Origin of the sequence: Nocardia grenadensis (assembly GCF_050942415.1) — a bacterium.
In the GTDB taxonomy this organism is placed as follows: domain Bacteria; phylum Actinomycetota; class Actinomycetes; order Mycobacteriales; family Mycobacteriaceae; genus Nocardia; species Nocardia grenadensis.
Window position 1 is genome coordinate 4,765,757 of sequence record NZ_CP192054.1, and the last position, 25,848, is coordinate 4,791,604.

The 25,848-nt window shown below is 68.0% G+C and carries 23 protein-coding genes and 2 pseudogenes; 7 read left to right on the forward strand and 18 right to left on the reverse strand.

The annotated features are described in order from the left end of the window. Together ACQPYS_RS21770 and mdlC are read right to left on the reverse strand one after the other, a co-directional pair. Positions 1-1,227, reverse strand: coding sequence for a cysteine desulfurase family protein (locus ACQPYS_RS21770; RefSeq protein ID WP_433490638.1), 1,227 nt, complete (start codon positions 1,225-1,227; stop codon positions 1-3). Positions 1,228-2,088: 861 nt separating this feature from the next. Next, positions 2,089-3,321 carry a benzoylformate decarboxylase gene (mdlC, locus tag ACQPYS_RS21775; RefSeq protein ID WP_433490639.1) on the reverse strand — a complete coding sequence of 411 codons (1,233 nt, stop codon included), beginning with the start codon at positions 3,319-3,321 and terminating at the stop codon, positions 2,089-2,091. Here mdlC and ACQPYS_RS21780 point away from each other — a divergent pair. Next, positions 3,316-3,591: a hypothetical protein gene (locus ACQPYS_RS21780; protein WP_433490640.1), complete on the forward strand. Its 276-nt coding sequence runs from the start codon at positions 3,316-3,318 to the stop codon at positions 3,589-3,591. The genes mdlC and ACQPYS_RS21780 overlap by 6 nt on opposite strands. A 65-nt stretch (positions 3,592-3,656) precedes the next feature. On the opposite strand, the gene ACQPYS_RS21785 is transcribed toward ACQPYS_RS21780, so the two are convergent. The 6 genes from ACQPYS_RS21785 to ACQPYS_RS21810 all read right to left on the reverse strand — a co-directional run bounded on the left by ACQPYS_RS21785 (position 3,657) and on the right by ACQPYS_RS21810 (position 10,391). After that, complete coding sequence (locus ACQPYS_RS21785; RefSeq protein ID WP_433490641.1) at positions 3,657-6,278, reverse strand: aconitate hydratase; 2,622 nt, start codon at positions 6,276-6,278, stop codon at positions 3,657-3,659. Then, positions 6,275-7,519: a CaiB/BaiF CoA transferase family protein gene (locus ACQPYS_RS21790; protein ID WP_433490642.1), complete on the reverse strand. Its 1,245-nt coding sequence runs from the start codon at positions 7,517-7,519 to the stop codon at positions 6,275-6,277. Before ACQPYS_RS21790 ends, ACQPYS_RS21785 begins: the two co-directional genes overlap by 4 nt. After that, on the reverse strand, positions 7,516-8,292 hold the full coding sequence (locus ACQPYS_RS21795; protein WP_433490643.1) for an IclR family transcriptional regulator: 777 nt from the start codon (positions 8,290-8,292) through the stop codon (positions 7,516-7,518). The genes ACQPYS_RS21790 and ACQPYS_RS21795 overlap by 4 nt, the downstream gene beginning before the upstream one ends. Before the next feature lie 452 nt (positions 8,293-8,744). Beyond that, entirely contained in the window at positions 8,745-8,963 is a 219-nt protein-coding gene (locus ACQPYS_RS21800) for an AMP-binding enzyme (protein WP_433490644.1), read from the reverse strand. Continuing rightward, entirely contained in the window at positions 8,882-9,490 is a 609-nt protein-coding gene (locus tag ACQPYS_RS21805; RefSeq protein WP_433490645.1) for an AMP-binding protein, read from the reverse strand. The genes ACQPYS_RS21800 and ACQPYS_RS21805 overlap by 82 nt, the downstream gene beginning before the upstream one ends. 49 nt (positions 9,491-9,539) lie before the next feature. Further along, positions 9,540-10,391: an SDR family NAD(P)-dependent oxidoreductase gene (locus ACQPYS_RS21810; protein ID WP_433490646.1), complete on the reverse strand. Its 852-nt coding sequence runs from the start codon at positions 10,389-10,391 to the stop codon at positions 9,540-9,542. Positions 10,392-10,505: 114 nt separating this feature from the next. On the opposite strand from ACQPYS_RS21810, the gene ACQPYS_RS21815 reads away from it, so the two are divergent. Together ACQPYS_RS21815 and ACQPYS_RS21820 are read left to right on the forward strand one after the other, a co-directional pair. Continuing rightward, positions 10,506-11,516, forward strand: coding sequence for an AraC family transcriptional regulator (locus tag ACQPYS_RS21815; RefSeq protein WP_433490647.1), 1,011 nt, complete (start codon positions 10,506-10,508; stop codon positions 11,514-11,516). Positions 11,517-11,650: 134 nt separating this feature from the next. Next, positions 11,651-11,840, forward strand: a pseudogene (locus ACQPYS_RS21820) (acyl-CoA dehydrogenase family protein); the annotation flags it as partial. Here the strand turns inward: ACQPYS_RS21820 and ACQPYS_RS21825 are convergent. Next, positions 11,792-12,655, reverse strand: coding sequence for a phosphatidylinositol mannoside acyltransferase (locus ACQPYS_RS21825; protein WP_433490648.1), 864 nt, complete (start codon positions 12,653-12,655; stop codon positions 11,792-11,794). The pseudogene ACQPYS_RS21820 and the gene ACQPYS_RS21825 sit on opposite strands and share 49 nt — an antisense overlap. 4 nt (positions 12,656-12,659) lie before the next feature. Beyond that, positions 12,660-12,851 (reverse strand): hypothetical protein, encoded by a 192-nt coding sequence (locus tag ACQPYS_RS21830; RefSeq protein ID WP_433490649.1) that lies wholly within the window; start codon positions 12,849-12,851, stop codon positions 12,660-12,662. Positions 12,852-13,296: 445 nt separating this feature from the next. On the opposite strand from ACQPYS_RS21830, the gene ACQPYS_RS21835 reads away from it, so the two are divergent. Then, positions 13,297-13,863 (forward strand): hypothetical protein, encoded by a 567-nt coding sequence (locus ACQPYS_RS21835; protein ID WP_433490650.1) that lies wholly within the window; start codon positions 13,297-13,299, stop codon positions 13,861-13,863. Positions 13,864-13,966: 103 nt separating this feature from the next. Here ACQPYS_RS21835 and ACQPYS_RS21840 read toward each other — a convergent pair whose 3' ends face one another. From ACQPYS_RS21840 to ACQPYS_RS21850, 3 genes are all read right to left on the reverse strand, one after another. Continuing rightward, positions 13,967-14,896: a lysophospholipid acyltransferase family protein gene (locus tag ACQPYS_RS21840; RefSeq protein ID WP_433490651.1), complete on the reverse strand. Its 930-nt coding sequence runs from the start codon at positions 14,894-14,896 to the stop codon at positions 13,967-13,969. Positions 14,897-14,900: 4 nt separating this feature from the next. After that, positions 14,901-15,728, reverse strand: a complete 828-nt coding sequence (locus tag ACQPYS_RS21845) for a GNAT family N-acetyltransferase (RefSeq protein WP_433490652.1) — start codon at positions 15,726-15,728, stop codon at positions 14,901-14,903. A 224-nt stretch (positions 15,729-15,952) separates the two neighbouring features. Next, on the reverse strand, positions 15,953-17,257 hold the full coding sequence (locus tag ACQPYS_RS21850; protein WP_431940499.1) for an NAD(P)/FAD-dependent oxidoreductase: 1,305 nt from the start codon (positions 17,255-17,257) through the stop codon (positions 15,953-15,955). Positions 17,258-17,368: 111 nt separating this feature from the next. On the opposite strand from ACQPYS_RS21850, the gene ACQPYS_RS21855 reads away from it, so the two are divergent. Next, positions 17,369-18,226, forward strand: coding sequence for a LysR family transcriptional regulator (locus ACQPYS_RS21855; protein WP_063039940.1), 858 nt, complete (start codon positions 17,369-17,371; stop codon positions 18,224-18,226). Between the two features lie 46 nt (positions 18,227-18,272). On the opposite strand, the gene ACQPYS_RS21860 is transcribed toward ACQPYS_RS21855, so the two are convergent. Then, positions 18,273-19,778: an alpha/beta hydrolase gene (locus tag ACQPYS_RS21860; RefSeq protein WP_433490653.1), complete on the reverse strand. Its 1,506-nt coding sequence runs from the start codon at positions 19,776-19,778 to the stop codon at positions 18,273-18,275. Between the two features lie 227 nt (positions 19,779-20,005). Between ACQPYS_RS21860 and ACQPYS_RS21865 the strand changes: the two genes are divergently transcribed. Next, positions 20,006-21,190 carry a sensor histidine kinase gene (locus ACQPYS_RS21865; protein ID WP_063039938.1) on the forward strand — a complete coding sequence of 395 codons (1,185 nt, stop codon included), beginning with the start codon at positions 20,006-20,008 and terminating at the stop codon, positions 21,188-21,190. Then, entirely contained in the window at positions 21,191-21,868 is a 678-nt protein-coding gene (locus tag ACQPYS_RS21870; protein ID WP_433490654.1) for a response regulator transcription factor, read from the forward strand. 63 nt (positions 21,869-21,931) lie between these two features. Here the strand turns inward: ACQPYS_RS21870 and ACQPYS_RS21875 are convergent, their stop codons facing one another. From ACQPYS_RS21875 to gdhA, 4 genes and pseudogenes are all read right to left on the reverse strand, one after another. Beyond that, positions 21,932-22,777 (reverse strand): SDR family oxidoreductase, encoded by an 846-nt coding sequence (locus ACQPYS_RS21875; protein WP_433490655.1) that lies wholly within the window; start codon positions 22,775-22,777, stop codon positions 21,932-21,934. 250 nt (positions 22,778-23,027) lie between these two features. Continuing rightward, positions 23,028-23,537, reverse strand: coding sequence for a hypothetical protein (locus ACQPYS_RS21880; protein WP_433490656.1), 510 nt, complete (start codon positions 23,535-23,537; stop codon positions 23,028-23,030). Positions 23,538-23,856: 319 nt separating this feature from the next. Next, positions 23,857-24,114, reverse strand: a pseudogene (locus ACQPYS_RS21885) (helix-turn-helix domain-containing protein); the annotation flags it as partial. A gap of 306 nt (positions 24,115-24,420) precedes the next feature. Beyond that, positions 24,421-25,770 carry an NADP-specific glutamate dehydrogenase gene (gdhA, locus tag ACQPYS_RS21890; RefSeq protein ID WP_063039857.1) on the reverse strand — a complete coding sequence of 450 codons (1,350 nt, stop codon included), beginning with the start codon at positions 25,768-25,770 and terminating at the stop codon, positions 24,421-24,423. Positions 25,771-25,848 lie beyond the last annotated feature (78 nt).

Below are 25,848 nucleotides of genomic sequence, written 5' to 3' on the forward strand. Positions count from 1 at the left end.
CTACGCACCTCCTCTCGCACCGGCCAGGCCCGCGGCCCTGGCTCGTTCCACCACCTGCGGCAGTACTTTCAGTACTGCCTCTATATCGGACCGCTGCGAGGTGTGTCCAAGGGAAAACCGCAGCGACCCCCGCGCTTCGCGCGCCCCGACACCCATCGCGACCAGGACATGGCTGGGCGAGGCCACCCCGGCCGTGCACGCCGAACCGGTCGAACATTCGATCCCCGCCGCGTCCAGCAGCATCAGCAGCGAATCACCTTCGCAACCGGGGAAGGTGAAATGCGCGTTACCGGGCAGCCGCCGGTCGTCGTGGGGTCCGTTGAGTATCGCGTCCGGGACGGCCTGCCGCACGCCGGCGATCAGGTCGTCGCGCAGACCGGACAGTTCCACGGACCGGGCCGGCAGCTCGGCCACGGTCTGCCGCAGGGCCGCGGCCAGCCCGGCCACCGCCGCGACATCCGAGGTCCCCGAGCGCAGGTCCCGTTCGTGGCCGCCGCCGTGTAGCAGCGGCGCACAACCCACCTGGCGGCCGAGCAGCAGTACGCCGACCCCGTGCGGCCCACCCAGTTTGTGCCCGGCGAAACTCGCGGCGGCGAGTCCGGCGGCGCCGAAATCGATGGGCAGTTGCGCCGCGGCCTGGACCGCGTCACTGTGCATCGGCACTCCGGCGTCCCGCGCGATCTCGGCCAGCTCCCGGATCGGCTGGATCGCCCCGACCTCGTTGTTGGCCCACATCACGGTGACCAGCGCGACCTCGCCGGGATGCGCGGCCAGTTCGGCGCGCAGCGTCTCCGGGGACACGATTCCCTCGGCGTCCACCGGCAGCCAGGTGACCCGGGCGCCCTCGTGCTTTTCCAGCCATTCCACGGCGTCGAGCACCGCGTGGTGCTCGACGGCGGCGGCCAGGATCCGGTTACATCGCGGGTCGGCGTCCCGCCGGGCCCAGTAGATCCCCTTGACCGCGAGGTTGTCGCTCTCGGTGCCGCCGGAACAGAGGATGACCTCGGAGGGCCGGGCGCCGAGATCCGCGGCGATCGATTCGCGCGATTCCTCCAGCCGACGGCGGGCCGACCGGCCCGAGCCGTGCAGCGAGGACGCATTTCCGACCTGCGCGAAGGCAGCGGACATCGCCTCGATCGCGGCGGGCAGCATCGGTGTGGTCGCCGCATGATCGAGGTAGACCGTCGTGGGCACACCGCTGACAGCACCCGGGAAAGCCGACTTCATGACCGACAAAGCCTATCCCACCGTTGACCTGCACATCCGTGGGGTCCACCCCCGCTTTCTACGATTTCTCCCCGATTCACAACCGTGCAGGCACCACCGACATTCCCGGGAGCCATGCGTCCGGTAGGGAACCCGAGGAACGTCTGCTCGAAACGGTCCGGTAGGGCCCATTTGGCCTTCCGAAGCCGAGCGCCGCCCCCGAACCGGGGCGCTACCGCGCACAGTTTCGTGAGTCGACCGTGACACCGGGGCAGTTCCGCCAGATCAGAGGTCGAGTTGCCGCACATGGACATGGTCGGCCGGCCAACGCTACGACGGATCTGCCTTCGAAAGCGCGACGTTCCACGGCAGGGCTGATCAGAGCTGAACCGGACATCCCGCCGCCGATCGCGGGGCACCGCTGGTCCGCGACCCGGCCGCCCCGGTGGCAGCAATCCGGATCGCGAGTCCCACCGGTGAGTGGGGTGAACACGACGAGCCCCCGCCGTGTCATGGTGACCGGTGTGGGCGGGCAGCCAGGGTTCGACCTCGCCCGCCGACCAACCGGTCTCGGGTGCGAGGTCATCGGCGCCGACGCCGATCCGTGGGCCGTACCGGACGTCGCTACGGGATATGTAGCACGACACACGAAAGCGGTCCTCCCTCGAAGCCGATGAGCCCTCATTACGCATCGGTTATCGAAGGAGAACCGCTCCCGGACCGAGCGGGAGGGACGACCGGATACCCGGGCAGGGCGACCGCCTCTCCGTCACCGAGGGTGAGGTTCAGATTCTCGGGGTGAACCTCCCGCACCGCAATTGCAGGTTCTCGATGGTGATCTTCATGGAATTCCCTACGACTTATGGGGGTATGGATACGTTGCTAGGCGAAGTACGTGGCTGCCTCGATGAGCATCGGGACATCGGCATCGAATGCCGCGCAGAGTGCGGATTTCAACTGCGCCGCGGTGGTGACCTTTTCCGCCGCGACGCCGTATCCTTCGGCGATCTTGACGAAGTCGATGCCCGGGACGTCGAGACCCGGGGTTTCACCGCTGTCGAGGATCCGCCCGAAACGACGTAGTGCGCCGTAGGTTCCGTTGTTCAGGATCACGAACACCACCGGGATGCGGTACCGGGCCGCGGTCCACAACGCCGTGATTCCGAAGTTGGCGGAGCCGTCACCGATCGTCGCGACCACGCGGCGGCCGGGCTCGGCCAGCTGTATGCCGACTGCGGCGGGGAGCCCGAACCCCAGCCCGCCCGAGGCGGGCGAGTAGAACGACCCGGGGGCCGTCATCTCCGCGACGTACCAGAACGAGTCGGCCGTGGAGGTCGATTCGTTGACGTAGATCGACCGTGGTGGGGCGACCTCCGAGAGGGTGCCGAATACGGTGTCGGGATGCATCGCGTCGTCGCGGTCGACACCACGCTGCCGGACCACCGCGGTCGCGGTGGTTCCGCGGTCCCGCGGCTCGACCCGGGCCGCCAGCACATCGAGAGTCTGCGCGATCGGGGCGAGGTACGCGTCGCCGAAGGGAGCACGGGCTACCTCGGACACATCGTTCGATACGTGGATCATCTGGGTACCTTCGGCGAGGAAGGGGCCCGGACGGTAATGGTGATACCGGAAGACCGGCGCCCCGATCACAACGACGAGATCGTGGCCGGCGAGGGCCGCGTGGATCGACATGACATTGGCCGGCAACACTCCGCGGGACAACGGATGGACGGTCGGGAACGGGCAGCGCGCCGGCGACGGTGCGATCCACACGGGTGCACCGAGCGCGTCGGCGAGCCGCACGGCGGAATCGTTGCCCCGTTCGGCGTCCACATCGGGTCCCAGGACGAGCGCCGGGTTCACCGCACCGTCCAGCCGTCCGGCGATCTCGGCGACCGCCGTCTCCGAGAGCTGCGCCGCGGCCGAGACGTTGCGCTGCGGGAGGTACTGCGTGTTCGGCGGCGCCTCCTGCTCCCAGTCGTCGTAGGGCACGGAGACATAGACGGGCCCCGGCGTGGGCAGGGCCGCCATATGGATCGCCTGACTGATGGTGCGCGGTACATCCGCAGCGCACAGCGGCTCGGCGCTCCATTTGGTGCTCAGGGCGCGGTGCATTCGATCGAGGACGGGCTTGTCCTGGCCCGCGCGCTGGACACCTACGGCGCGGATCCGGCGGAGGCATTGGTGAAGTACGAGCAGGCCCGGATCGAACGCACCAGTGCCATGGTGCGCGGGGCCACGGCGAATACCGGCCGGTTCCACTCCCCCGAGCTGGCGACCGAGGACACCGCGCGCGCCTACCTCGAGCGCGAGTGGAGCAACACGCCCATCGCGGATCGCTACGACTGGCTGTATTCGTACGACGCGGCTGCCGTGCCCGTCTGACCGGCGATATCGAGACGAGGGGCCGTCCGGAATTCATCCGGACGGCCCCTCCCGTATATTCACTGCTACGCGAGCATCTGGCGCCCGGCCACGTCCAGGAGATGCGGAATGACGCCCCCGCGTTCGATCCAGCCGACCTCGATGGCGGTATCGACCCGGATCCGGCCGCAGTGGCTTCGTACCGCACCGGCGCGCCGCACGACGACGGATACTTCGCCGCCGAGGTCGATTCCCCTGGTGAGTCCGACGATATCGATCTCGTCGCGGAGTTCGATATCGGCGGGATCGAGGTCGGCACATTCGATCGGAAGTACACCCACCGCGACAAGGTTGGTCCGGTGAATCCGTTCGAAGCTCCGGGCGATCACCGCGCGGATACCGAGCATCCGGGTGACCTTGGCCGCCCAGTCACGCGCGGAACCGGCACCGTAGGAATGCCCCGCCACCACGACGGCCGGGACTCCCCGGTCGCGGTACTCGGCTGCGGCGATATGCACCCGGACCGGATCCGGCGAGACGATGTCATCCGCCGCTACCCGCGTCCACCCGCCGGTCAGCTCGGGCACCAACCAGTTTTCCAGCCGAGGATTGGCGAACCCGCCGCGCAACATCACTTCGTGATTCAGTCGCCGCGAACTGTAGCTCCCGAAATCCGCGGGCCGCACCCCCCGTTCGGCGAGCCATCGGCCGGATGCCGAATCGGCCGTGATCCGGGCGACCGGTGAGATGTGATCGGTGGTGACACCGTCGCCGAGAACCAGCAACGGTCGCGCGGCACGGATATCGCCGGTCACCATCGGCACGGTGATCTCGGGTTCGGTGAAGGGCGGGCGGCGGATCGATCCGGTCTCGCCGTCCCACGGATACTGCTCGCCGACGGGGTACTCCATTCCGAGCCACCGGTCGGTGGCCATCGAGGTGACCGACGCCCGTCGGAGCGCTTGCCGACCGAACCGGGCCACCACCGAATCGATCTCGTCGTCCGACGGCCACAGATCCGCCAGGGTGACCGGATCACCGGCGGCGTCGGTGCACAGTGCACCGGATCCTAGTTCGATACCGAGCCGACCGGCGAGCGCCGCGGCCACCACCATCGGCGGCGAGGCCAGATACGTCTGGGTGACATCCGGATGGATACGGCCCGGGAAGTTCCGGTTACCGGACAGGACGGCCACCGCCTGTGTCCCGTTCGTCCGGAGATGATCCGACACCGCGTCCGGCAGCGGGCCGGAATTGCCCATACAGGTGCCGCACCCGAAACCGGCCACCTGGAATCCGAGCTCGTCGAGCGGGGCCTGCAGACCGCTGTCGGCGAGCAGGTCCGCGGCCGACCGCGATCCCGGGGTGAGCGATGTCTTCACCCACCACGGGGTGCGGATACCACGTCGGACCGCGTTGCGCGCGAGCAGACCCGCGGCGACCATCGCCCGTGGGTTCGACGTATTGGTGCAGCTCGTGATGGACGCGATGACGATGGCGCCGTCGTCGAGTTCGGTGTGACCGGCCGGGTCCGGTGGTAGATCGCCGGGAGCGACGGCTTGATGCGGCCGCGCGGGTCCGGCCATCGTGCGCCCGACGCGGGACAGATCGAATTCGATGATCTCGGCGTACTCGGGGTCACCGGCCCGATCGGAGTAGAGCATGCCCTGCGCCACCAGATAGGACCGGACGAGGTCGCTCGGACGCCCGGACTCGTCGAGATAGGAGAGAGTGCGGTGGTCGGCGGGAAAGTAGGCCATCGTCGCGCCGTACTCGGGCGCCATATTGGCGACGGTCGCGCGGTCGGGAACCGATAGCGTCGCCAGCCCGGGACCGTGGAATTCGACGATCTTCTGCACCACACCGTGCGAACGCAACAACGCGGCGAGGCGCAACGCGATATCGGTGGCCAGAACCCCCGGCCCGGTGCGTCCGGACAAGCGGATCCCGACCACTTCGGGAACCGGCAGCAGGATCGGCTGGCCGAGGGCGGCAGCGGTCGCTTCGATACCACCCACTCCCCATCCGAGTACCGAGAGCGCGTTGATCATCGTGGTGTGACTGTCGGTGCCGACGAGAGTGTCGAAGCCGGCCACCCGGCGATCACCGTCCGTGCGCGCGGCCACCACCTCGGCCAGCACTTCGAGGTTCAACTGGTGACAGATCCCGACGCCCGGGGGGATCACGCGCAGCTCGGGGATGCGGTTCTGCGCCCACCGCAGGAAGCGATAGCGGTCGGTGTGGCGTGTGTACTCGAGGTCGAGATTGGCGGCGAGTGCTGTCGCGGTTCCGGATTCGTCGAGCTCCACGGCATGGTCCACGACGAGATCCATCGGTAGCCGCGGCGAGACGGAGGCGGGGTCGAGCCCCAGCGCGAGTGCACGCTCCCGCAGGGTGACGAGGTCGGCGATCACGGGAATCCCGGACGCGTCCTGGAGCAGAATCCGTCCGGGCGTGAACGGAATCGACGCGTCGTGCCTGCCCTCGGTCAGCGCGCGGATATGGCCGGCGGTCACCATTCTGCCGTCTTCGTGGCGCAGCAGGTTCTCGGCGAGGACCCGCAGCGAGTACGGCAGCGCATCGAGAGTTCCCGCACCACCGCGCTGCGCGGCGTCCAAACTCACGAAGTAGGTGCCCGGGTGTCCGGAAAGTTCGCGGATCGCGTCGAAGGAATCGAGCTGCGCGGGCCGGCCGGCCGGGCCGGTCATATCGCCCGGCCCGCGCGGAGTCGCGCTATATCGGCATCGCTGAATCCGGTTTCGGCGAGTACTTCGTCGGTGTGCTGCCCGAGCGTCGGCGGCGGCGATACGGGAGATACGGCGTGGCCGTCGATATGTGTCGGAAGCCCGAGAACCTGCACGGTACCGCCGGCCGCCGACGGCGACTCCACGGTGCTGACCAGGCCGCGATAGGCGATCTGCGCCGAACGTAGCGCGGTGGGCACCGACACCACCGGCGCGGCGGGAACACCGGTATCGAGCAGAATCTCGTCCCACTCCGCAGCCGACTTGGTCTTCAGCGCAACCTCGAGTTCGGCGCGCAGCACATCCCGATTCCGTTTGCGGTCCTCGCGCGTGACGAACCGCGGGTCGGTCACGAGCTCCGGCCGATCGAGGACATCGCACAGGACCTCGAACTGCTCCTGTTTGTTCGCGGCGATATTGAGCGCACCGTCGGCGGTGCGGAAGGTTCCCGACGGCGCCGACGTGACATTCTCGTTGCCCATCGCCGTGGGGTTGCGCCCGGCGATGAGATGGTCGGACACCGCCCAGCCCATCGAGGTGAGTGCCGCGTCGAGCATCGAGGTGTCGAGGTAGGCCCCCTGCCCGGTGCGCTGCTGACGCAGCAGAGCCGACGACACCGCGAAGGCCGCGGCCAGACCACCGAAGCTGTCGCACACCGGGTAACCCACACGCAGCGGCGCGGTATCGGGGGTTCCGGTGACCGACATGATTCCGGACAGCCCCTGGATCACCTGGTCGTAGGCCGGGCGGGTCTGCATCGGTCCGGAGGCACCGAACCCGGATACCGCGCAGTACACGAGGCGCGGATTGACGGCTCGCAGCCGATCCCAGCCGAAACCGGGGCGTTCGAGGACGCCGGGACGGAAGTTCTCCAGCAGGACATCGGCAGAGGCAACCAGCCTCTCGACTACTTCCTTACCACCGCTTGTCTTGAGATTGACTGTGACAGAGCGCTTTCCGGAGTTCTGCGCCAGGAACGACACGCCCAGGTTCTCACCACTGAGCTCGGCGTCGGCCCCGAGTTGACGCGCGAGGTCCCCGGCGCCGGGAGTCTCGATCTTGATAACGTCGGCTCCCATGAGTGCGAGCTGATACCCGGCGAACGGCCCCGCGAGGACATTCGTCATATCCAGAACACGGACCCCTTCGAGCAGTCCGCCCGTCGTATTCGAATCGCCCTTCACCACATTGTTCTCCTTGTTCACAGGAACGCCTCCACGCTTCCCAGACCGACACGGTTGATCTCTGCCGCCGCCGCGGTCACCGCGTCGACATATCGCCGCACACGATCGGGGGTGAAGCGCGAGGTGGGACCCCCCATGGACAACGCCGCAATCACCCGTCCGCCAGTCGATACGACGGGCGCCGCAACTGCCGACGCGCCGAGTTCACGCTCTCCGTGGGTGACGGCATATCCCGCGTCGGCGGCGGCGGCCACCTCGTTCGCGAGTTCGGTGCGCTCACCGCCCGCGCGCCCTTCGAACAGTTGCCGAAGTACCGATTCGGGCGCATCGATAAGCAAGATCTTCGCCGAGGCCCCCGTGTCCAGGGAATACGGGACACCGGTCGTCACGACGCTACGCACCGTGGCAGTGCCTTCGACCTGAGCGATGGATACCCGACTGCAGTCCTGCCGGATGTAGATGTTGACGGTTTCTCCGCACTCGTCGACCAGGCGCGCCATGATGCGGCGCGCATCCGCGCCCACCGTCCACAACGACTGCGCCAGATCGACCCACCGAAGGAACCCCGCACCCAAGCTGTAGGTCGAATCCCGTTGATCGACGAGAAGCCCGAGAGATTCCAGCGTGGCGATCATCCGCACCACTGTGGTCTTCGGCAGCGCCGTCGACGCCACGATCTCGCGCAGCGTACGCGTCGGATGCTCGACGTCGAACAACTGTAGGACCTCGACGGACCTCGCGATGCTACGCACCCCGCCATCCGTTTTGCTCGTCACCACTTCTACCTCGGCCACGAACTCACCATAAACCACTGTGCGGTTCATTCAAACCGAAGAGTGGATTACTGAACGAACGCCCTCGACCTCACGCCGGGCCTGGACACGCGTGATGAACGAGTGCCCTGGCGCGTACCCCTCGGCGAGCACGCCGGGGGGGAGGCCAGCACCTACAGCACCTTCGCGCCCCCGCTACCGGCCACCGATCTGTCCCACTTGCCCCGATCCGCAGTGTCTCGACTCCATGAAACCGGGGAACATCACCAACTCCGGAAACCCCGGGGAACATCAGACGGTCTCGCTACGGGCGCGGACCCGGGGGCGCTGGGCCGCGGCGATGTCGTGGGTCGGCAGGTCATCGTGTTCGAGTGCAATTTTGCCCTCGTGCCGGGCACCGGCATCAGCGCAGTGTGCAGTTGACGAAACCGATACCCGCCACCGCGGTGACATGGCGCGGGTGGCACCCGCGGTCAGTCCATTTCCTGGAGGACCCGGCGCAGGACCTTGCCGGTGGCATTGCGCGGCAGTTCGTCCATGATGATCACATCGCGGGGAACCTTGTAGCGGGCCAGGTTCTCCTTCACATATGCCTTGATCTCCGGGACGCTCACCACAGTGCCCGGTGCCGGAACGATATGGGCGCGCAAGCGTTTGCCGAACTCCTCGTCGGGCACACCGACAACCGCCACATCGTCGACGTGAGGATGCGCGGCAACGCCGGCGGCAGCGCGTCGAGCAGGTCGGCGAATTCACTGTCGTGCAACATGGCTCGCACATTCTCCCGGGCGGCCACCTCGGCGAACTGTGGTTTGGCGAACCCGGTGTTCATCATGGCCAGGCGCAGACCGGCGCGACCGGCCGCGCTGATCGCGAGGACCAGGCCACGATGGTCACGCGCCAGCACCCCGACCACCGACCCGGCCGTCAGCGCCCGCGCCCGCAGCGCATCGGCGAGGGCATTGGACTGTGCGTCGAGTTCGCCGTAGGTCAGTACCCCACGCTCATCGGCGAGGGCCGCCCGGTGTGGATAGTGGCGCGCCCCCGCCATGATCAACGCCGCCGGTGGGCCGTAGATCCGGTTCTCACGCGCCATCCGCGCCACCCGATCGGGGCGCGTCAGATCGATCACGCCGCACTGGTGCAACCGACCGACGGCCCGCAGCGCCTCGGCCACGTCACCGAGCCCGGTGACCAGACGCGCGAAGTTCGGTGCCATGAATTGAATACTCCTTGCCACACACTTTTCAGCGGATACGACCGTTCCCTCAGTTTCGGTCGGCGCGTTCGAGGTACAGGGCTCGCTGCGTCATATCGGCCTTGGATACGGTGTCGTGACTGCCCAGCGACCGGCCGACCCGGATGCGCAGCGCTTCCGGCATCGAGGTGAGCAGCGCAATCGCGAAACCGCCGATACGCGGGACGACTCGCAATCCGCCCCGTCGGCGAACCAGGGCAGTGACCACCGCGCGGGCGACGTCCTCGGGCTCGACGAAGCCGATCAACCGGGTGATCCGGTTCGGCGAGAGCCCGGCGATCAGCTGTGTATTGACGAATGCCGGACATATGGTGCTGACCCGCACGTCGAATTGCGCCAACTCCTGATGCAACGCCGAACTGAGACCGACGACGCCGAATTTTGTTGCCGCGTAGGTGGCGATATCGGGCGTAGCGACCAGGCCCAGAATGGAGGCAACGTTCACGATATGGCCGCTCCGCCGAGCGGCGAAGCGCCGGGCAGCGAACTTCGATCCGATGATCACCCCGCGCAGATTGATATCCACCTGCCGGTCCGCTGTATCCATCGACTCCTCGAGGAACGATCCGGTCGGCATGATGCCCGCGTTGTTGACCAGTACGTCCAGGCCTCCGAGCCCCGCTTCGGCCAGGTCCAGGAATTTCTCGAACGACTCGGGATCACGCACGTCGAGCCGGAACCCGATCACCTCGGCGCCTGTAGTGTCGGTGAGCTGCGCGGCCGTCACCGCGACCGCCTCGTCATCGATATCACCGATCACCACCCGCGCTCCCGACGCAGCCAGAGCCGCCGCGGTGGCTCGTCCGATGCCCCGCGCACCGCCGGTAACCGCTACCCGCAGGCCCTGGAGACGCATACCCATATCCCACTCCTCATTCGTGTCGCGTATCACGAGGCTAGGAACCAAGCGCCCACCAATCCATGACATTAAAGGCCAAAAAATGTACTTTCCGGCCATCCAGCCCACGATAGGTCCATGACGGTCCCCATGAATATGCCGCGGTCCAGCACCAGCGCCGCGATCCTGGTGCAGATCGGTCTCACCCACGGCCTCACGCTCGCGCAATGCCTCGACGGCTCCGGTATCACGCTGTCGGTCCTGGACGACACGAACGGTGAGATCCGGGCGGCACAGGAGTTACGGGTGGTCCAGAACCTCGTCACGCATCTAGGGCATATCCCCGGCCTCGGCCTGTCGACGGGCCGCCGATACCACCTGGCCACGCACGGTATCTGGGCGTTCGCGGTGATGACGAGCCGCACCGTAGGCGAGGCGTTGCGTATCGGCATCGAACATATGGACATCGCGTACTCTTTCGCCCGCTGGCGCGTCCAGGAAACCGCCACCGGCGCCACGGTCACGCTGGACTACTCGGCGGCGCCGCCCGAGCTGCGGCAATTCCTGCTCGAACGCGATCTGGCCGAACTCATCACGCTGGATCGCGAACTACTCGGTGCGGCGGTACCACCGACCACCGTCGAACTCGCCTGCCCCGTACCGGCCTACGCCGCGCAATTCACCGAACTGCTCGGCGTCTGCCCGACCTTCGACGCACCGGTCACCCGGCTCACTGTTACGCGGGAGATCCTGGAACTCCCCATGCCCCAAGCGAACCCACACGTCGCCGCGCATGCCCAGCAGCAGGCCGCCGATATCATGCAACGCCGGCGCCGGCGCGACGGCACCGCGGCCCGCGTCCGCGCGGGCCTGCTCACCCGCGGCGTCACCGCCGCACAGGAAGATATTGCCGCCGACCTCCGAATGAGTGTGCGCACGCTACGCCGGCGTCTCGAGGCCGAAGGCACCTCCTACCGTGGCCTGGTGGCCGAAACTCGTCACCTTCTCGCCGAGGAACTGCTCGCTCTCGGCACCACGGTCGACGAGGTCGCGCGCCGTCTCGGCTACGCCGACGCGTCCGCATTCACCCACGCCTTCACCCGCTGGACCGGCACCACACCGGGCCGCTTCGCCCGCTCCCTCCGGTGAAGCCGGGCCGATTGTCCGGCCCTACGGTTGACGCCGCCGCGCGACCCGGCCGCGCGGTCGCGGTGGGGCACCTTGCGAAGTGCTGCGACGGAGGGTGACGCGATAGGTGTAGCGCTCCGGCAGGAACCGGCTGCTCGCAGGAAACCGTCCGCCTCTGCGACGGTTTCGGCTACGCCGAGGACGCCGAGCGAACGCCTCATGCGCGAAGCGCCGTTCTTCCCGATCGGAGAAGGCACCGGCGAGATCCAGGAGACGATCATCAGCACACCACTCCGTCATCCGTCCGTCCAGACCCGCTGCAACATGTGCCAGTCCGCGGGATGAGCGGCGATACCGGCGGCGAACCGGTCGGCCAGCTCCTGGGTGGCCTCCTGGACACCGCGGGAGGTATCGATCGGGTCACCGACCGAGAATCCCCATCCGGTCGCCGTGAACCAGCAGTGCACGGGCAGCAGTGGGGCGCCGGTGTCGATGGCGAGCCGCGCCGGACCGGCGAGTAGCCGTGCCGGTGCACCGAAGAAGGTCACCGGCACACCCCGGCCCGACAGGTCACGCTCACCGAGCAGGCACACCACACCGCCTGCGCGCAGCCGGTCGCTCAGCAGCCGGAACGGGGGTGTGTCGCCACCGGTGAGCGGGATGATCTCGAAGCCCAGCCCCTCTCGGAAGCGGACGAATCGCTGGAACAGCGACTCCGGCCGCAGGCGCTCGGCGACCACGGTCGGCGTGCCGATCCGCTGGACGAGCCAGACACCGGCGAGATCCCAGTTCCCGCTGTGCGGCAGGGCGATCACTACACCGTGACCGGCGGCGTACGCCTCCCGGACCCGGTGGAGTCCGGTGGCCGAGGACTCGATGGTGTCCGCCAGTGCATACGGATCCATCGCCGGCAATCGGAAGGCCTCCCGCCAATACCTGGCGTAGGAACGGAGATTCGCCCGGACCAGCTCCGGCGGAACCTGCGCGGGGTCGACGCCGAGGACCCGGGCGAGGTTGCGCCGCAATCGGACCGGACCGCCGTCGCGGCGCGCGATCCGGTCGGCGGCCGCGTCGAACAGGCGTACCGCCCAGCGCTGCGGCAGGGCTCGCACCAGGCGCCAGCCCGCCGCGTAGGCGAGGTCCTGCGCCCGGCCGGGCATGTCTCTACCTGCCACCGGCGTCCGGCGCGGCGGGGCCGTCGGCCTCTCGGGCCGCGGTGAGGAAAACCGGCCGGTTGTCGTCGGCCGGTAACGCATACGGCTCGGGTTCGGTGGGGACGTGACTGAACAGTCCGGGATGGTCGTCGTACATGGTCGTGCTCCGATCTTCGGTGTGCGCTGCCGACGCGAGTTCCATACGGCAGAGGTCGAGAGGGTGGGTCTTGCACCGGCGGTCCGAGTCGGATCGGGGCCGGGACCTTTCGGGGATACCCATCCGAAACCCATGGCACTCGGCGCCGGTGCGGCCGAGCGGAGCTACCCGGGGGGCCGGGGTCAATCGCGGCCGGTCCCTCGGAGTTCGGCAGCCGACGCGGCTGCTCGACGGTGTTCCTCGTTCCTCACCACCCTAGCCGCATCCGCCCACATTGTGTCCCGCACGCCGGAAACCCCGTGTGGCGGCGCGCCCCGCGGCGGGCGAGCGGTATCACCCCGCCCCGGTTGGGCCGATCACCCCGCTTGACACTCACCTGTTGAACGTGCCGTTATTCATCGGTACGGTAATCGGTGTATCAATAGGCACTCGCGGAGTGCGATCCGCCCCGGGCGACGAAGCGGGGCGTGACCGAGTGAGGACCCCACCGATGAACCGAAACCACGACCAGCGCGCCCGCCGTTTCGCGGCGCGGATCGCCGCGCTCGCCGTCATCACCCTCGGGCCGCTGGCAGCCACCGCCGGCCCCGCCCTCGCCGATCAGATCGGCGCGACGCACGTCGGCAGCGATTCCAGCGACAGCTTCGGCGATAGCTCCGGCTGGGACAGCAACGGCTGGGGTGACAACGATCATCAGGCCTGGGACGGCGGCGACAAGTTCGGCTGGGACGACAACGGCCACTACGGCTACAAGGACCACCACCGGCAGGATTACGACAGGTGGGATGACCACCTCAACAGCGGCGACAACCAGTACCCCGACCGCGATTCACACAACGACCGCGGCCGCGACTACGACCGGCCCGCTGACTGGGACCACGAGAATCCGAATCCCCGCGGCGGCGGCGGTGCACCGCCGAACTGGAATATGCCCAACCCCTATATCCCACCGCCACCACCGAGCCTGCTGCCGCAGGTCCAGCTGCCGGCGCTTCCGCCCCTACCCTTCGCGTTGCCCGTCCTGCCCGGGCTGCCGGGCACGGGCAGCGCGAGATGACATCTACAAGTGACCGTTGAATAGCGGTACGTGAATGGACGAGTCGATAAAAAAAGGTGGAGAGGCTGCTTCCACTCCGTGGACCCGACCGGCACCGCTCAAATCAGACAGTGGTGACCGCCGCTTTCGTCAGCTGCCGGCCGGCGGCCACCAGCACCGCGTGCGCGGCGTCGGAAAGCTCTTCCGCGCGCACCGCGCGCTCACACCGCCGGGCCAGCTCCTTGCGGTCGGTGCCCGCCGGTTCCACCGGCGTCAGTACCACTTCGGCGGTCAGGTTCCGGGCCCGCAGCACCCGCACGATCGAATCGACCAGGGTGTCGTCCCCGACGAAACCGGGAACGGTGGACCTGTGGCCGTGCGCATCCAGGTACCGCAGCCGGACCGGCTGCACGGGGGTCGCGGTATCGACCGCGGCCTGGAACAGCGCCGGTCGCAGCGACCCGTAGGCCCGGCCACACCAGGTGGTGCCCTCCGGGAAGAATCCGATCCGCTCACCCGCGGCGAGCCGGTGCCCGACCCGCTCGACCACATCCGGCAGGCGGCGCAGGCGCTCCCGCTCGATCGGGACGACCCGCATCACCCGGGCGAGCGCGCCGAGCACCGGCCAATCGATCAGATCGGCCCGCGCCACGAAGGCGAGCGGCTGCACTGAGGCGAGCACGACGATATCCGCCCAGCCGATATGCCCGCAGGCAACGAGCACTCCGGCGCCCGGCCGGGCGTAGCGCGCCCCGATCGCCGCCGCTCCGGTGCGCCGGTCCACCACCCGCAGCCGGATACCGCACGCACGCAGGAGGGTCCGGGCGAATCGCCGCTGCACCCCCGACCGCCGGGACGCCGGTGTGACGATGTGCACGAACGGGTAGGCGAGCAGCACCGATACGGCTCCGACCGCCCGGAGACCGGCCCGCGCGATACCGATCTCGGGGCGCTGCTGCACACAACCGACTCCGCACGGGCTCACCGGCATCCAGGCGTGTGGGCCGGCAGACGCCACCGGCGCCTGGCCCACCTGCTGCGCGACGGTCTCCATCGCGTCACCGCCCGCCGTCGAAATTCGCGGCCGCACCGCGTAACCGCTCCAGATACCGGGTGTTGATGGTGTCGAGCCCCAGCAACACCACGAAATCCGCCACGGCGAAATCCGGATCGTGCGCGGGCTCCCCGCAGATCTCGGCACCGAGCCGCAGGTAGCCCCCCAGCAGCGGCGGCAGTTTGGGGCGGGCGGGGGCGGGCAGATCGTCCAGCGCCACTCCGTCGACCACCACGGGACGATAGGGGCGGACGCGCTTCTCGGGCGCGCAGGCGTGTTTACCGAGCAGGAGATCGCGGACGCCGCGCACATTGACCCCGGCCGGGTCACCGGGGCTGTGCCGCATCGGGACCGAGGCGCATCCCATCACCCGGTCATAGCCGGTGAGCTGGATGTAGTGGAGGATTCCGGCCCACATGAGGGTGAGCACCGAACCGTTGCGATGGTCGGGGACTACACAGGCCCGGCCCATCTCCACGATCCGCATCCCCACCGGGTCGAGATTCGTGAGATCGAATTCGGTGGCGGTGTAGTATCCGCCGGCGGCGGCGACGTTGTCCGGCGGCAACATCCGGTAGCAGCCGACGAATTCGCCGGTGGCCTCGTCGCGGACCAGCATATGGTCGCAGTGTTCGTCGAACCGGTCGGCATCCAGCCCCGTACCGTTGTCGGGGATCCGGAAACCCGGTTCATCGGCGAATACGTTGTACCGCAACCGCTGTGCCGCGAGGCGATGGTCGGTATCGGAGGAGACGATCAGTGCGTATCGGGACCGGTGATCCTCGCCGGCGGCCGGTCGAGCCGGAGCCGTCGGCACGGACGTAATAGCCATGATGCCAAGGAGGCCAGTCCGACACGGCGTCCGGGCGTCCGTGGCATGTCGCGCACATGCCGGTTCGGTTAACGAGACGCAGGTCACACCAGATGTTTACCGAGCGGTACCCACATGTTCGCGTGAACAGCGAAAACAGCTCTCCTGTTGGATTGGTCGCCACCCGGAGTTCGCCGCTCGGACGCGCGTGGCGGGTCCGTCCGACGGGCCCGCCACGCGCGGTGCTACGCGACGAAACGTTCGGGTTCGCGCACCCGTTCCAGATGCTGCCGGTCCACTTCCTGGAATCCCGGCCGGCCGGTACCGATGAACGCCACCAGCCACGACAGGACCGCGGCGAACCGGTTCCGGAATCCGACCAGATAGAACAGGTGCACGGCCAGCCAGATGAACCACGCGAACACACCACGAAAGGTGATCTTCTCGTTCAGTTTGGTGACGGCGCTGAACCGGCTGATCACCGCCATGCTGCCCTTGTCCCAGTACACGAACGGGGTGCCCGGGTGCTTGTCACGACTGATGATGTCGGCCGCGTGCCGGCCCTCCTGCATGGCCACCGGCGACTGCCCCGGGTAACCGTTGAGCGAGGTCATATCGCCGATGGCGTAGATATCGGCGTAGCCGCCCACGGTGAGGTCGGGGTTGATCAGCAGTCGCCCGGCGCGGTCGGTCTCGCAGCCGGTGACCTCGGCCAGCAGCTTCGCGAACCCGCCCGCCTGCACGCCCGCCGACCAGACGATGGTCTCGGCGTCGATCTGCCGCTCGGTGCCCGCTTTGTCCTTGACCGTGACGTGCCCGTCCTCGATATCGGTGACGAAGGTGCCCAGCAGCACTTCCACCCCACTGCGGGTCAATGATTTCTTCGCGTACTCCGACAGCCCGCCGCCGAACGGCGGTAGGACCGCACCGGCACCCTCGACCAGGGTCACCGAGACTTCCTCATGGTAGTAGCGCTTGGCCAGCTCCTTCAGCTGTCCCGCGACCTCCACACCGGTGGCCCCGGCACCGACCACGACGAACGACAGCAGCTGCCGCCGGGTCTCCTCGTCGGCCTGGGCCGCCTCCCGGAACACCCGTGCGATCTGGGCCCGGAGCAGCTTGGCGTCGTCGATGGTCTTGAGTGAGTAGGTCTTGTCGGCGAAGTCGTCGCGACCGAAGTACGACTGGCTCGCCCCGGTGGCCGCGATCAGCGATCCGTAGCGGATCCGGCGCACCTCGTCGCCGTTGCGGTAGGTCAGGATGGCGGCGTCGGGCTCGATGGCGGTGACCTCGCCCAGCCGGACGTCGGCCTCCTTGTGCCGGCGCAGGATGTTCGCGATCGGGGGTGCGATCTCCGCGGACGCCAACACCCCGGTGGCGACCTGATAGAGCAGCGGCTGGAACAGGTGTTCCGGCGTGCTCGAGATCAGGACATAATTCACTCCCGCCTTGGCCAGTTGTTTGGCCGCGGCGAGTCCGCCGAACCCTGAACCGATGATCACGACGTCCGCGTACTCGATGCCGGCGCCGATCCCAGTGACCTTGTGCATGACAGCCTCCTTCACTCATTAGGAACCGTCATCCAGAAGGCAGATATTTCAGGGTTCAGGGCGCATAATTGAGATGACTCTTATCTGTTCTGGTCATGAATGGAGATCGAGGTGGAACTTCGCCAGCTCACGTACTACGTCGCGGTGTGCGAGGAGCTCAGTTTCAGCCGGGCGGCGGCCCGGTGCTTCATCTCGCAATCGGCGATCAGCCACCAGATCGCCCGGCTCGAACACGACCTGGGCGTGCAGCTCTTCGAGCGCTCGACCCGTTCGGTCGTCCCCACCGACGCGAGCACCAGATTACTACCGCTCGCCAAGCAGATGCTAGGTCTGGAATCGGCCATCCGCGCCTCCATTCGGACCACCGGTCCCCGTATCCGGCTCGCGGCGAATATGTCGTTCGCCACTCGATCGCTGTCGGCCATCGCCGGCACCCGCGAGGCGCATCCCGGCGCGGAGATCGAATTCGTCATCAAACCGTTCCGGCAGCGGGTCGCGGCCGTCGCGGACGGCGACTGCGATCTGGCGCTGATCCGCGGCAGTGTGCAGCAGGCCGGGCTCGTCGTCGAACAACTCTGGGTGGAAGACCTCACACTGGCCACCGCGCCCGCGCATCCGCTGGCCGGCCGCACCGATGTCACCCTCGCCGAACTCAGCGCCTATCCACTGCTCCTCCCGCCGGAATCCGAGCAGTTCCTGCTGCACAATGTCATCCGGACCGCCTTCGCCGACCTGCCCACCGGCCCGACCTTCGGCCCGCCCATCCCACCGGACCACACCGCGACGATGGAGCTCATCAACCATCCCGACGCCTGGACGGTTCTCTACGCCAACAGCTCCACCGAGGGCATCGCCGCGCTTCCGCTGGCCGACCACCGCCTCCGCATTCCCGTCTCCGCTGTCCTGCGCGCCGATACCCGGCGCACGCCCATCCTCGATTCCCTGCTCGACGGGTTGCACTGCGCCTAGCCAGTGTTCCGCGCCTGAAATCCGGTGGATGTGTCGGGGCGGAACACTAGCCCGCCCGGCAGGTCATGTCGTGTTCGGGTATGTCGCCGTTCACCAGGTAGCTGGTGACGACGTCGGACGCGCAGGGGTTGGCGCCGAGAACATAGGCCCCGTGCCCACTCCCGTCGACAGTGACCAACCGGGAACGCTGACCGAACTTCTCGTCGAGCAGCTCGCCGCCGCGTAGCGGGGTGACCGGGTCGCGCTGGTTCTGCACAATCAGCACATCAGCCGGGCCGGAGTTGTCGATCCGCACCGGCGGCTCGGACGGCCCGAGCTTCCAGTAGGCGCAGGGCATGACGTTCGCGGCAGCCGCGCCGTAGAGCGGGTACCGTTCCCGGTCCTCGGCGACGGCACGGTGGTAGGTCCGGATATCCGCCGGCCATTCGACATCGTTGCAGGTCACCGCCAGAAAGACCGACCAGGCGTTATCGTTCGGCGAAGGTGCGCCGGTGCCCGGCGGGCGGCCGCCCGCGGTTCCGGGACGCCCGGTTTCGAGCAGCGATTTCCAGCTCTCGGCCGCCGGCGCGTACAGCGCCGGGCGATAGAGCGTGAAGAAGGTGCCGAACCGGAAGAGACTGCCGTCCATCCCGTCCACCGGGTTCGCGTCCAGTCGCTCGGCGAGGGCGAAGTACGTCCGCCGCACCTCTTCCGGTGTGCGGCCGAGACCGTAGGTGTCGTGGCGGGCGGCGGCCCATGCAGCGAAGTCGGGGAACGTCTCTTCCATTCCGAGGCCGTACAGGCGCATCCCCTCGTGGTCGAGGTAGGTGTCGCCGATATTGCTGTCGAGCACGATGCGGTCGGCCTGCTTCGGGAACATCGAGGCATAGGCGGCACCGAGCGCAGTACCGTAGGAGTAACCGAGGAAGCTGGCCTTGTCCTCCCCCAGCGCCGACCGGATCCGGTCCAGGTCACGGGCCATATTCGCGGTCGACACATACCGCAACCGGCCCTCGTGGTCGTTCGCCGCGCACTGCTCGGCGACTCCCTGGGCGACCGTGGCCCGTTCGGTGACCGCAGCATCGTTTTCCGCATACGGCGCGATATTGCCGAAGTACGCCTGATCATCGGTGAAACCGCAGCTCACCGGTGCCGAATGCCCTACGCCGCGGGTATCCATACCGATCACGTCATAGCTGTCCAGCACATCGGCGGGCAGCCCCTGGGCAGCCAGGAACTTCGGCTGGTCCAAGCCTGAACCACCCGGACCACCCGGGTTGAGCAATAAGACCCCGCGACGCTTGTCCGGGTTTCTACTCGCCAGCCGGGAGATCATGATCTCGATCTGCGCACCCTCGGGCTCGTTGTAGTTCAAGGGCACCGGCACGGTGGCGCAGTGCAACTGGGCCGGCCCGGCCGCGGGATCTTCGACTCCCTCCGGACATGCGCCCCACTGCACCGGTACTGCGGGGCCTTCGGCCGGGTCCGCGGCCACGATGGGCGCCCCGACCAGCGCCCCGGTGAGACCGAGCACGGCCAGCAGGCTCAGGCTCCGGGTCCGTTGTCGATTCATACGCTGCTACTCCCCGACGAATTGGCGCCTACCACGAGCAAACGGTCCGCTGGGGCTCGTGTCCGGCTGGTACATCACCGAGTCTGCCGAGCCCGCCCCGCCGGCACATCGCTCCGGCGGCGGCAATCGTGTTCGACGAAAGTCGAGGCGACGATTCGACCCGGGTCGAGCACACCTCGGCCGCTGGGCTGCTGCTTCCGGCCGGTCGGTGCCGCGATAATGGCCTGGTGGACACCGACGGCGCCGCCCGGCTCGGGGCGTGGCAGCAGACCTGGCGGCTGACGGCGGCCGCGGTACTCGGCCTCCCCTTCTGGTTCTCCGTCGCCGCAGCGCTGCCGGCGGGCTGCGTGGCCGATACGTGTTCCTGGTTCGTCACCGGTGATCCACTGATCGCACTCGGCTGCCTGACGATGCTGCTGTGGCGGCGGCGGTTCCCGTTCACCGTCGCCCTGGCGGTCGCGATCGCTTCGGCGGCGTCGGCGCTCGCCACCGGTGCCGCGCTGCTGGCACTGTGTTCGCTGTCCACTCGCCGCCGTCCGCTCGAGATCGGGGTGGTCGTCGCGGCGTATGTGTCCGCGGCGCAGTTCGCCGAAGACCTCTACCCGATCGACACGGTGCCCGCGCCGATCTGGTTACAACTCGCGCTGCCGGTGCTGAGCGCCGGGATCGCGGTGGCAAGCGGGGTGGCCATCGACGCCCGCCGCGCCGAAGTGCGATGGCTGCGGGACCGCGCCGACAGCGCGGAACGCGAACAGGCCGCACGGGCGGCGCAGGCACAGGCCACGGAACGCAACCGGATCGCCCGCGAAATGCACGATGTGCTCGCGCACCGGATCTCGCTGGTCGCCATGCAAGCCGGCGTCCTGGACCACCGTGCCGACCTCTCCCCCGTGGAGACGCGCACACTGATCCGCGGAATCGCCGACGGTTCCCGCCAAGCGCTGGAAGAACTCCGCGACGTCCTCGGTGTCCTTCGCGCCGACCCCGACCGCCCCGAACCACCGCAACCCACTCTGGACCGGATCTCGGAGCTGGTAGCCGACGCCCGGTCGTCGGGTCTGGACGTCACACTCGCCACCACGGTGACCGCCATCCCACCCGAGACCGTGGGACGGACCGGCTATCGGGTAATTCAGGAAGGACTCACCAACGCCGCGAAACACGCCCCTGCTGCGGAGATCCACATCACCGTAGAGGGGACGCCCGGCGGCGGACTGCACGTCAGCGTCCGCAATTCGGCGGCCGTCACCCCCGTCGCCCGGCCACCGGCCTCGGGCTTCGGTCTCCTCGGCCTCGCCGAACGAATCACCCTCGCCGGCGGAACACTCGACCACCATCGCACATCCGATAACGGGTACGTTCTCACCGCGCAACTTCCCTGGCCGGAGCACGAGCACGAGAAAAGAGCATGAGTGCACAGTGAACAGGACACGGTGCGCGTTGTCATCGTCGACGACGACCAGCTGGTGCGGATGGCGCTACGGCTCGTCATCGACGGCGAGCCGGATCTGACCGTCGTCGCGGAGGCCGCCGACGGGGACAGCGCGCTCGAGGTGGTGGACGAACAGCGGCCGGATGTCGTGCTGATGGATGTGCGGATGCCCGGCCGCGACGGCGTCGACACCACCCGGTACCTCCGCGCCGTACCGGCCGCGCCGGCGGTACTCATGTTGACCACCTTCGACTCCGACGAGCTGGTGCTCGGTGCCCTACGCGCCGGGGCACTCGGCTTCGTTCTCAAGGACACCCCGCCCGCCCGGATCGCCGACGCGATACGCACGGTCGCAGCCGGCAATCCCGTGCTGTCCCCCACGGTCACGGCGCGGGTGATAGCCGCGGCCACCGGGCCGGGTTCCACCGAAGCCTGCGGCGCCTCCCGCGACGCCGCGCGGAAACGACTGGCTGCCCTGTCCGAACGCGAACTCGACACCGCGCGAGCCATCGCGGACGGTCTGGCCAACCCGGAGATCGCCGCGCGATTACAGGTCACCGTCGCCACCGTCAAGGCACGCACCGGCAATCTGTTCACCAAGCTGGGGGTAGCTAATCGGGTCCAGATCGCGCTATTGGTCCGCGACGCAGAGCAATAACCCAGGCAGCGGGCATCCTCGGGCTGTGTCATCCCGCCGCCGTCGTTCGAGAATCGCGCACCGCTATCCCGCAGCGGCACCGAATGATTCGAGGATCGTCTCGATGCGTTCCCGCGCGGCGTGTGCCATCACCGGATGCGTGGTCTCGTACAGTTTCCCGGCCTCCACGGCGGCGAGCACGATCTCGGCGGCCCGCGTTGGGGGCAGCATTTCCTTCGCCATCTCGCCCACGGCCGCCATCATCGGCGCGAGCGCGGCCAAGACCTCCGCGGGCAGCGTCTCCGCCTCCGACGCCCCCTCCTCGGGTGGCGCGGCCATCTCGGCCAGGCCCCGGAACATCCGCGTATCCACCGGGCCGGGGCACACCACCGTCACCCCGATATGCGGCGCGATGATGTCCAGTTCGCCGCGCAGCGATTCCGAGATCGAGATGATCGCGCTCCTGCTCGCCGCGTACGGCGCCCCGAACAGGCCGACGGTCAGCCCGGCCAGCGAAGCGGTGTTGACGATATGGCCGCCACCGCCGGCAATGAGATGCGGCGTGAACACATGGATACCGTTGACCACACCGCCCACATTCACCGACCAGACCCGATCCCATTCCGCGGGGGCGATATCCCAGCTCGGCCCACCCGCACCCACGCCCGCGTTGTTGACGACGAGGTCCACCCGGCCGAAGGTGGCGAGTGTCCGCTCGGCGAGGGCCCGGACCTGATCGATATCGGCGACGTCGGTCGGCACGGCGAGCACCGGGTCACCGAGTTCGGCGGCCGTCCGCGCCAGCGTCTCGGCCTCGACGTCGGCCACCACCACCCGTAGACCCCGATCGACCAGCGCGGCGGCCACCGCCCTGCCGATGCCGTTCGCGGCTCCGGTGACGACAGCGACCTGCCCGGCTTCCAATTTCATGAAACCTCCACTCCGCCCGGTCCGCCCCCGTGGCGGACGGCACCACCATCTTCGCCCGCGCGCCGCACCACCACATCGGCCCACGGAGTGATCTCTCGGCGGCCGCGGGGGCAACCCGCAGGGCGTGTGCCACCGCCGAGTACGAGAAGTACTGTCCGACACCGGCTGTGGCGCGATTCCGGCACCTCCTCGGACGTCGGCGCCGGCCCGCTGCCGAGAAGTCGGCGGCCGGTGTCCGGTCACGCCCTTATTACCGACCCCTGGAGCCGGCTACGGACCCGCCGGGCGGCGGTGGCAGGCACTTCTCCCCGCAGGCCAGTTCACGCGCGAGGCTCTCGTAGGAGAAATACGCCCGCGCCAATTGCCGCCGGTGCACCGCTTCCGGCCCGTCCCGGACGTAGCGGTCGAACGACATCGTGTATAGATGCGCCAGGCGGCCGAACACCGCGCCCAAGCCCTCGTGATGTTCCACCGCACCGCTGCCCGGCGTACCGAGAATACGGTGCGCCTCCCGGTCTATGACGAGAAGATGCCGCTGCGCGTCCTCCCAGGCTCGGGCGAACGGATCGGCAGCGAGGTCCATACCGGGCAGTTCCGGTACGGGTCGGCCCGGGATCCAGGTGAGCACCACATCGTCCCAGTTCGGCCGCGACGCGGCCAGGCGCCGGTGGGCGTCCACCAGGCCCGCGACGGCGGCGAGCATGGAACAACCGAAATCGGCCGCTCCGGCGGTGCGGAATTCCGCCGCCCGTGCGAACACTGTCGAAACGACTCGGCTGTCGGGTAATGGACCGAACCTCCTACGGCCGTGCACAGTTCCCCATTTCCTGCCGCCGCGGCGGCCATTCTTGAATTGTCCGGATCGGTCGACCCGACCGATCACTCCGCACTGCCGCCTCCTCGATCGGCGCGCACAGCTTAGCCAATTCTCCGCCCGGAACAGCACTCGATGAAAGGGGTATCGACACAGCAAACCCGTTCCATCACAACACAATTGGAATAGACCGAAGTAGAAGTGGTCGCATTTCGGCTTTCGTATTCCTATGCGTCGACCGCATATCACCCGGTGAGAATCCCGACTATTGATCCCTGCCGCGTCGTGAACTACCCGGGGTGCGTCCGAACGCAAGCCGGTACACATCGATGAAAGCGCTGGGCGAGGCCCAGCCGCAGCGACCGGGCACCGTGGTCACCGAATACCCCTCGGCGAGCAATCGCACCACCAGGTGCAGCCGCAGCTGGGTCCGCCACTGCGGATAGGTCATGGCGAACTCGGTCCGGAACAGCCGGGTGAGGGTGCGTTCCCCGGCACCCGTCCGCCGGCCGAGTTCCGCCAGCGCTGGTCAAGCCGGGACAGGACTACCTTCCGGCCCGCGCCTGGACCGCGGCCGGGGTCACCCTCGGTATCGCGGTGAGCGCGGGCGGGCTGTTCATGCCGATACTCGGCGGAATCGCCGACCGGCACGGGACGCAGGCCGTGCTGACCGTGCTCTGCGTCGTCCCGGCACTCGCCGCCGGTCTCGCGTTCGCGCTGCCGCCGACCGGCGGGACCGGCCACCGGGGCGCCGGCCCGCCGCGGCGCCGATCCGGGAATCCCTGGAGGACGCCGCCGAAACCGGCCGCCCGCGCGTGGGGCGTGCTTTCTAGATGACGCCGAGCGCGAGCATCGCATCCGCGACCTGGATGAAGCCTGCGATATTCGCACCGGCGACGTAATCACCGGGCGAACCGTATTCGTCGGCGGTCTCCAGACAGCGGTCGTGCACGCCCCGCATGATCTCGGCGAGACGGTCTTCGGTGTGCTCGAAGGACCATGAATCCCGGGAGGCGTTCTGCTGCATCTCCAGCGCACTGGTCGCCACACCACCCGCATTGGCGGCCTTACCCGGCGCGAAGACGATCCCGCGCTCGGCGAACACCCGTACGGCTTCCGGAGTGCACGGCATATTCGCACCCTCGGCGACGATCGTGACACCGTTGTCGGCCAGGGCCACCGCGTCGCGGCCGTTGAGCTCGTTCTGGGTGGCGCACGGGAGCGCGATATCGCAAGGCACTTCCCATACCGAACCCGTTTCGATGAATTCGGCCGATGACCCGGGTTCATCGGCGTAGCTCGCGATCCGGGCCCGTCGCCGCTCCTTCACGTCTTTGAGGAGCTCGAGGTCGAGACCTTTCTCGTCGACGATGTAGCCGCCGGAATCGGAGCAGGCGACCACGGTGCCGCCGAGTTGTTCGACCTTCTCGATCGCGTAGATGGCGACATTGCCGGAACCGGAGATGACGACCCGCTTGCCCTCGAAGCTGTCGCCGCGCGCCCGCAGGATCTCATTGACGAAGAAGACGACGCCGTACCCGGTGGCCTCGGTCCGGACCCGCGACCCACCCCAGGCCAGGCCCTTTCCGGTGAGCACGCCGGATTCGAAGCGGTTGGTGATGCGTTTGTACTGGCCGAACAGATAACCGATCTCGCGTCCGCCGACACCGATATCACCGGCCGGTACGTCGGTGTATTCCCCGATATGGCGATAGAGCTCGGTCATGAACGCCTGACAGAAGCGCATCACCTCGCCCTCGGAGCGGCCCTTCGGATCGAAGTCGGAACCGCCCTTCCCGCCGCCGATCGGCATACCGGTCAGCGAGTTCTTGAAAGTCTGTTCGAAGCCGAGGAATTTGACGATCCCGAGGTAGACGCTGGGGTGGAACCGTAACCCGCCCTTGTAGGGTCCGAGTGCGGAGTTGAATTCGACCCGGAATCCACGATTGATCTGTACCCGGCCCATATCGTCGACCCAGGGCACCCGGAAAATGATCTGGCGCTCCGGCTCGCACAGGCGGCGCAGCACGGCGGCGTCGGTGTAGGCGGGATGTTTGGCCACCACCGGACCGAGACTGTCCAGCACCTCGTGCACCGCCTGGTGGAACTCGATCTCACCAGGGTTGCGCTGCAGTACCTCGGTATAGATGTCGTGGAGCTTCTCGTCCAGAATGGCCATCGGTCCGGTCCTCTTTCCCTCATCTGTCCCCCGGCTGTACCCCGCATCCGTCCAGGGGGCTTTATTTCGAATCTATCC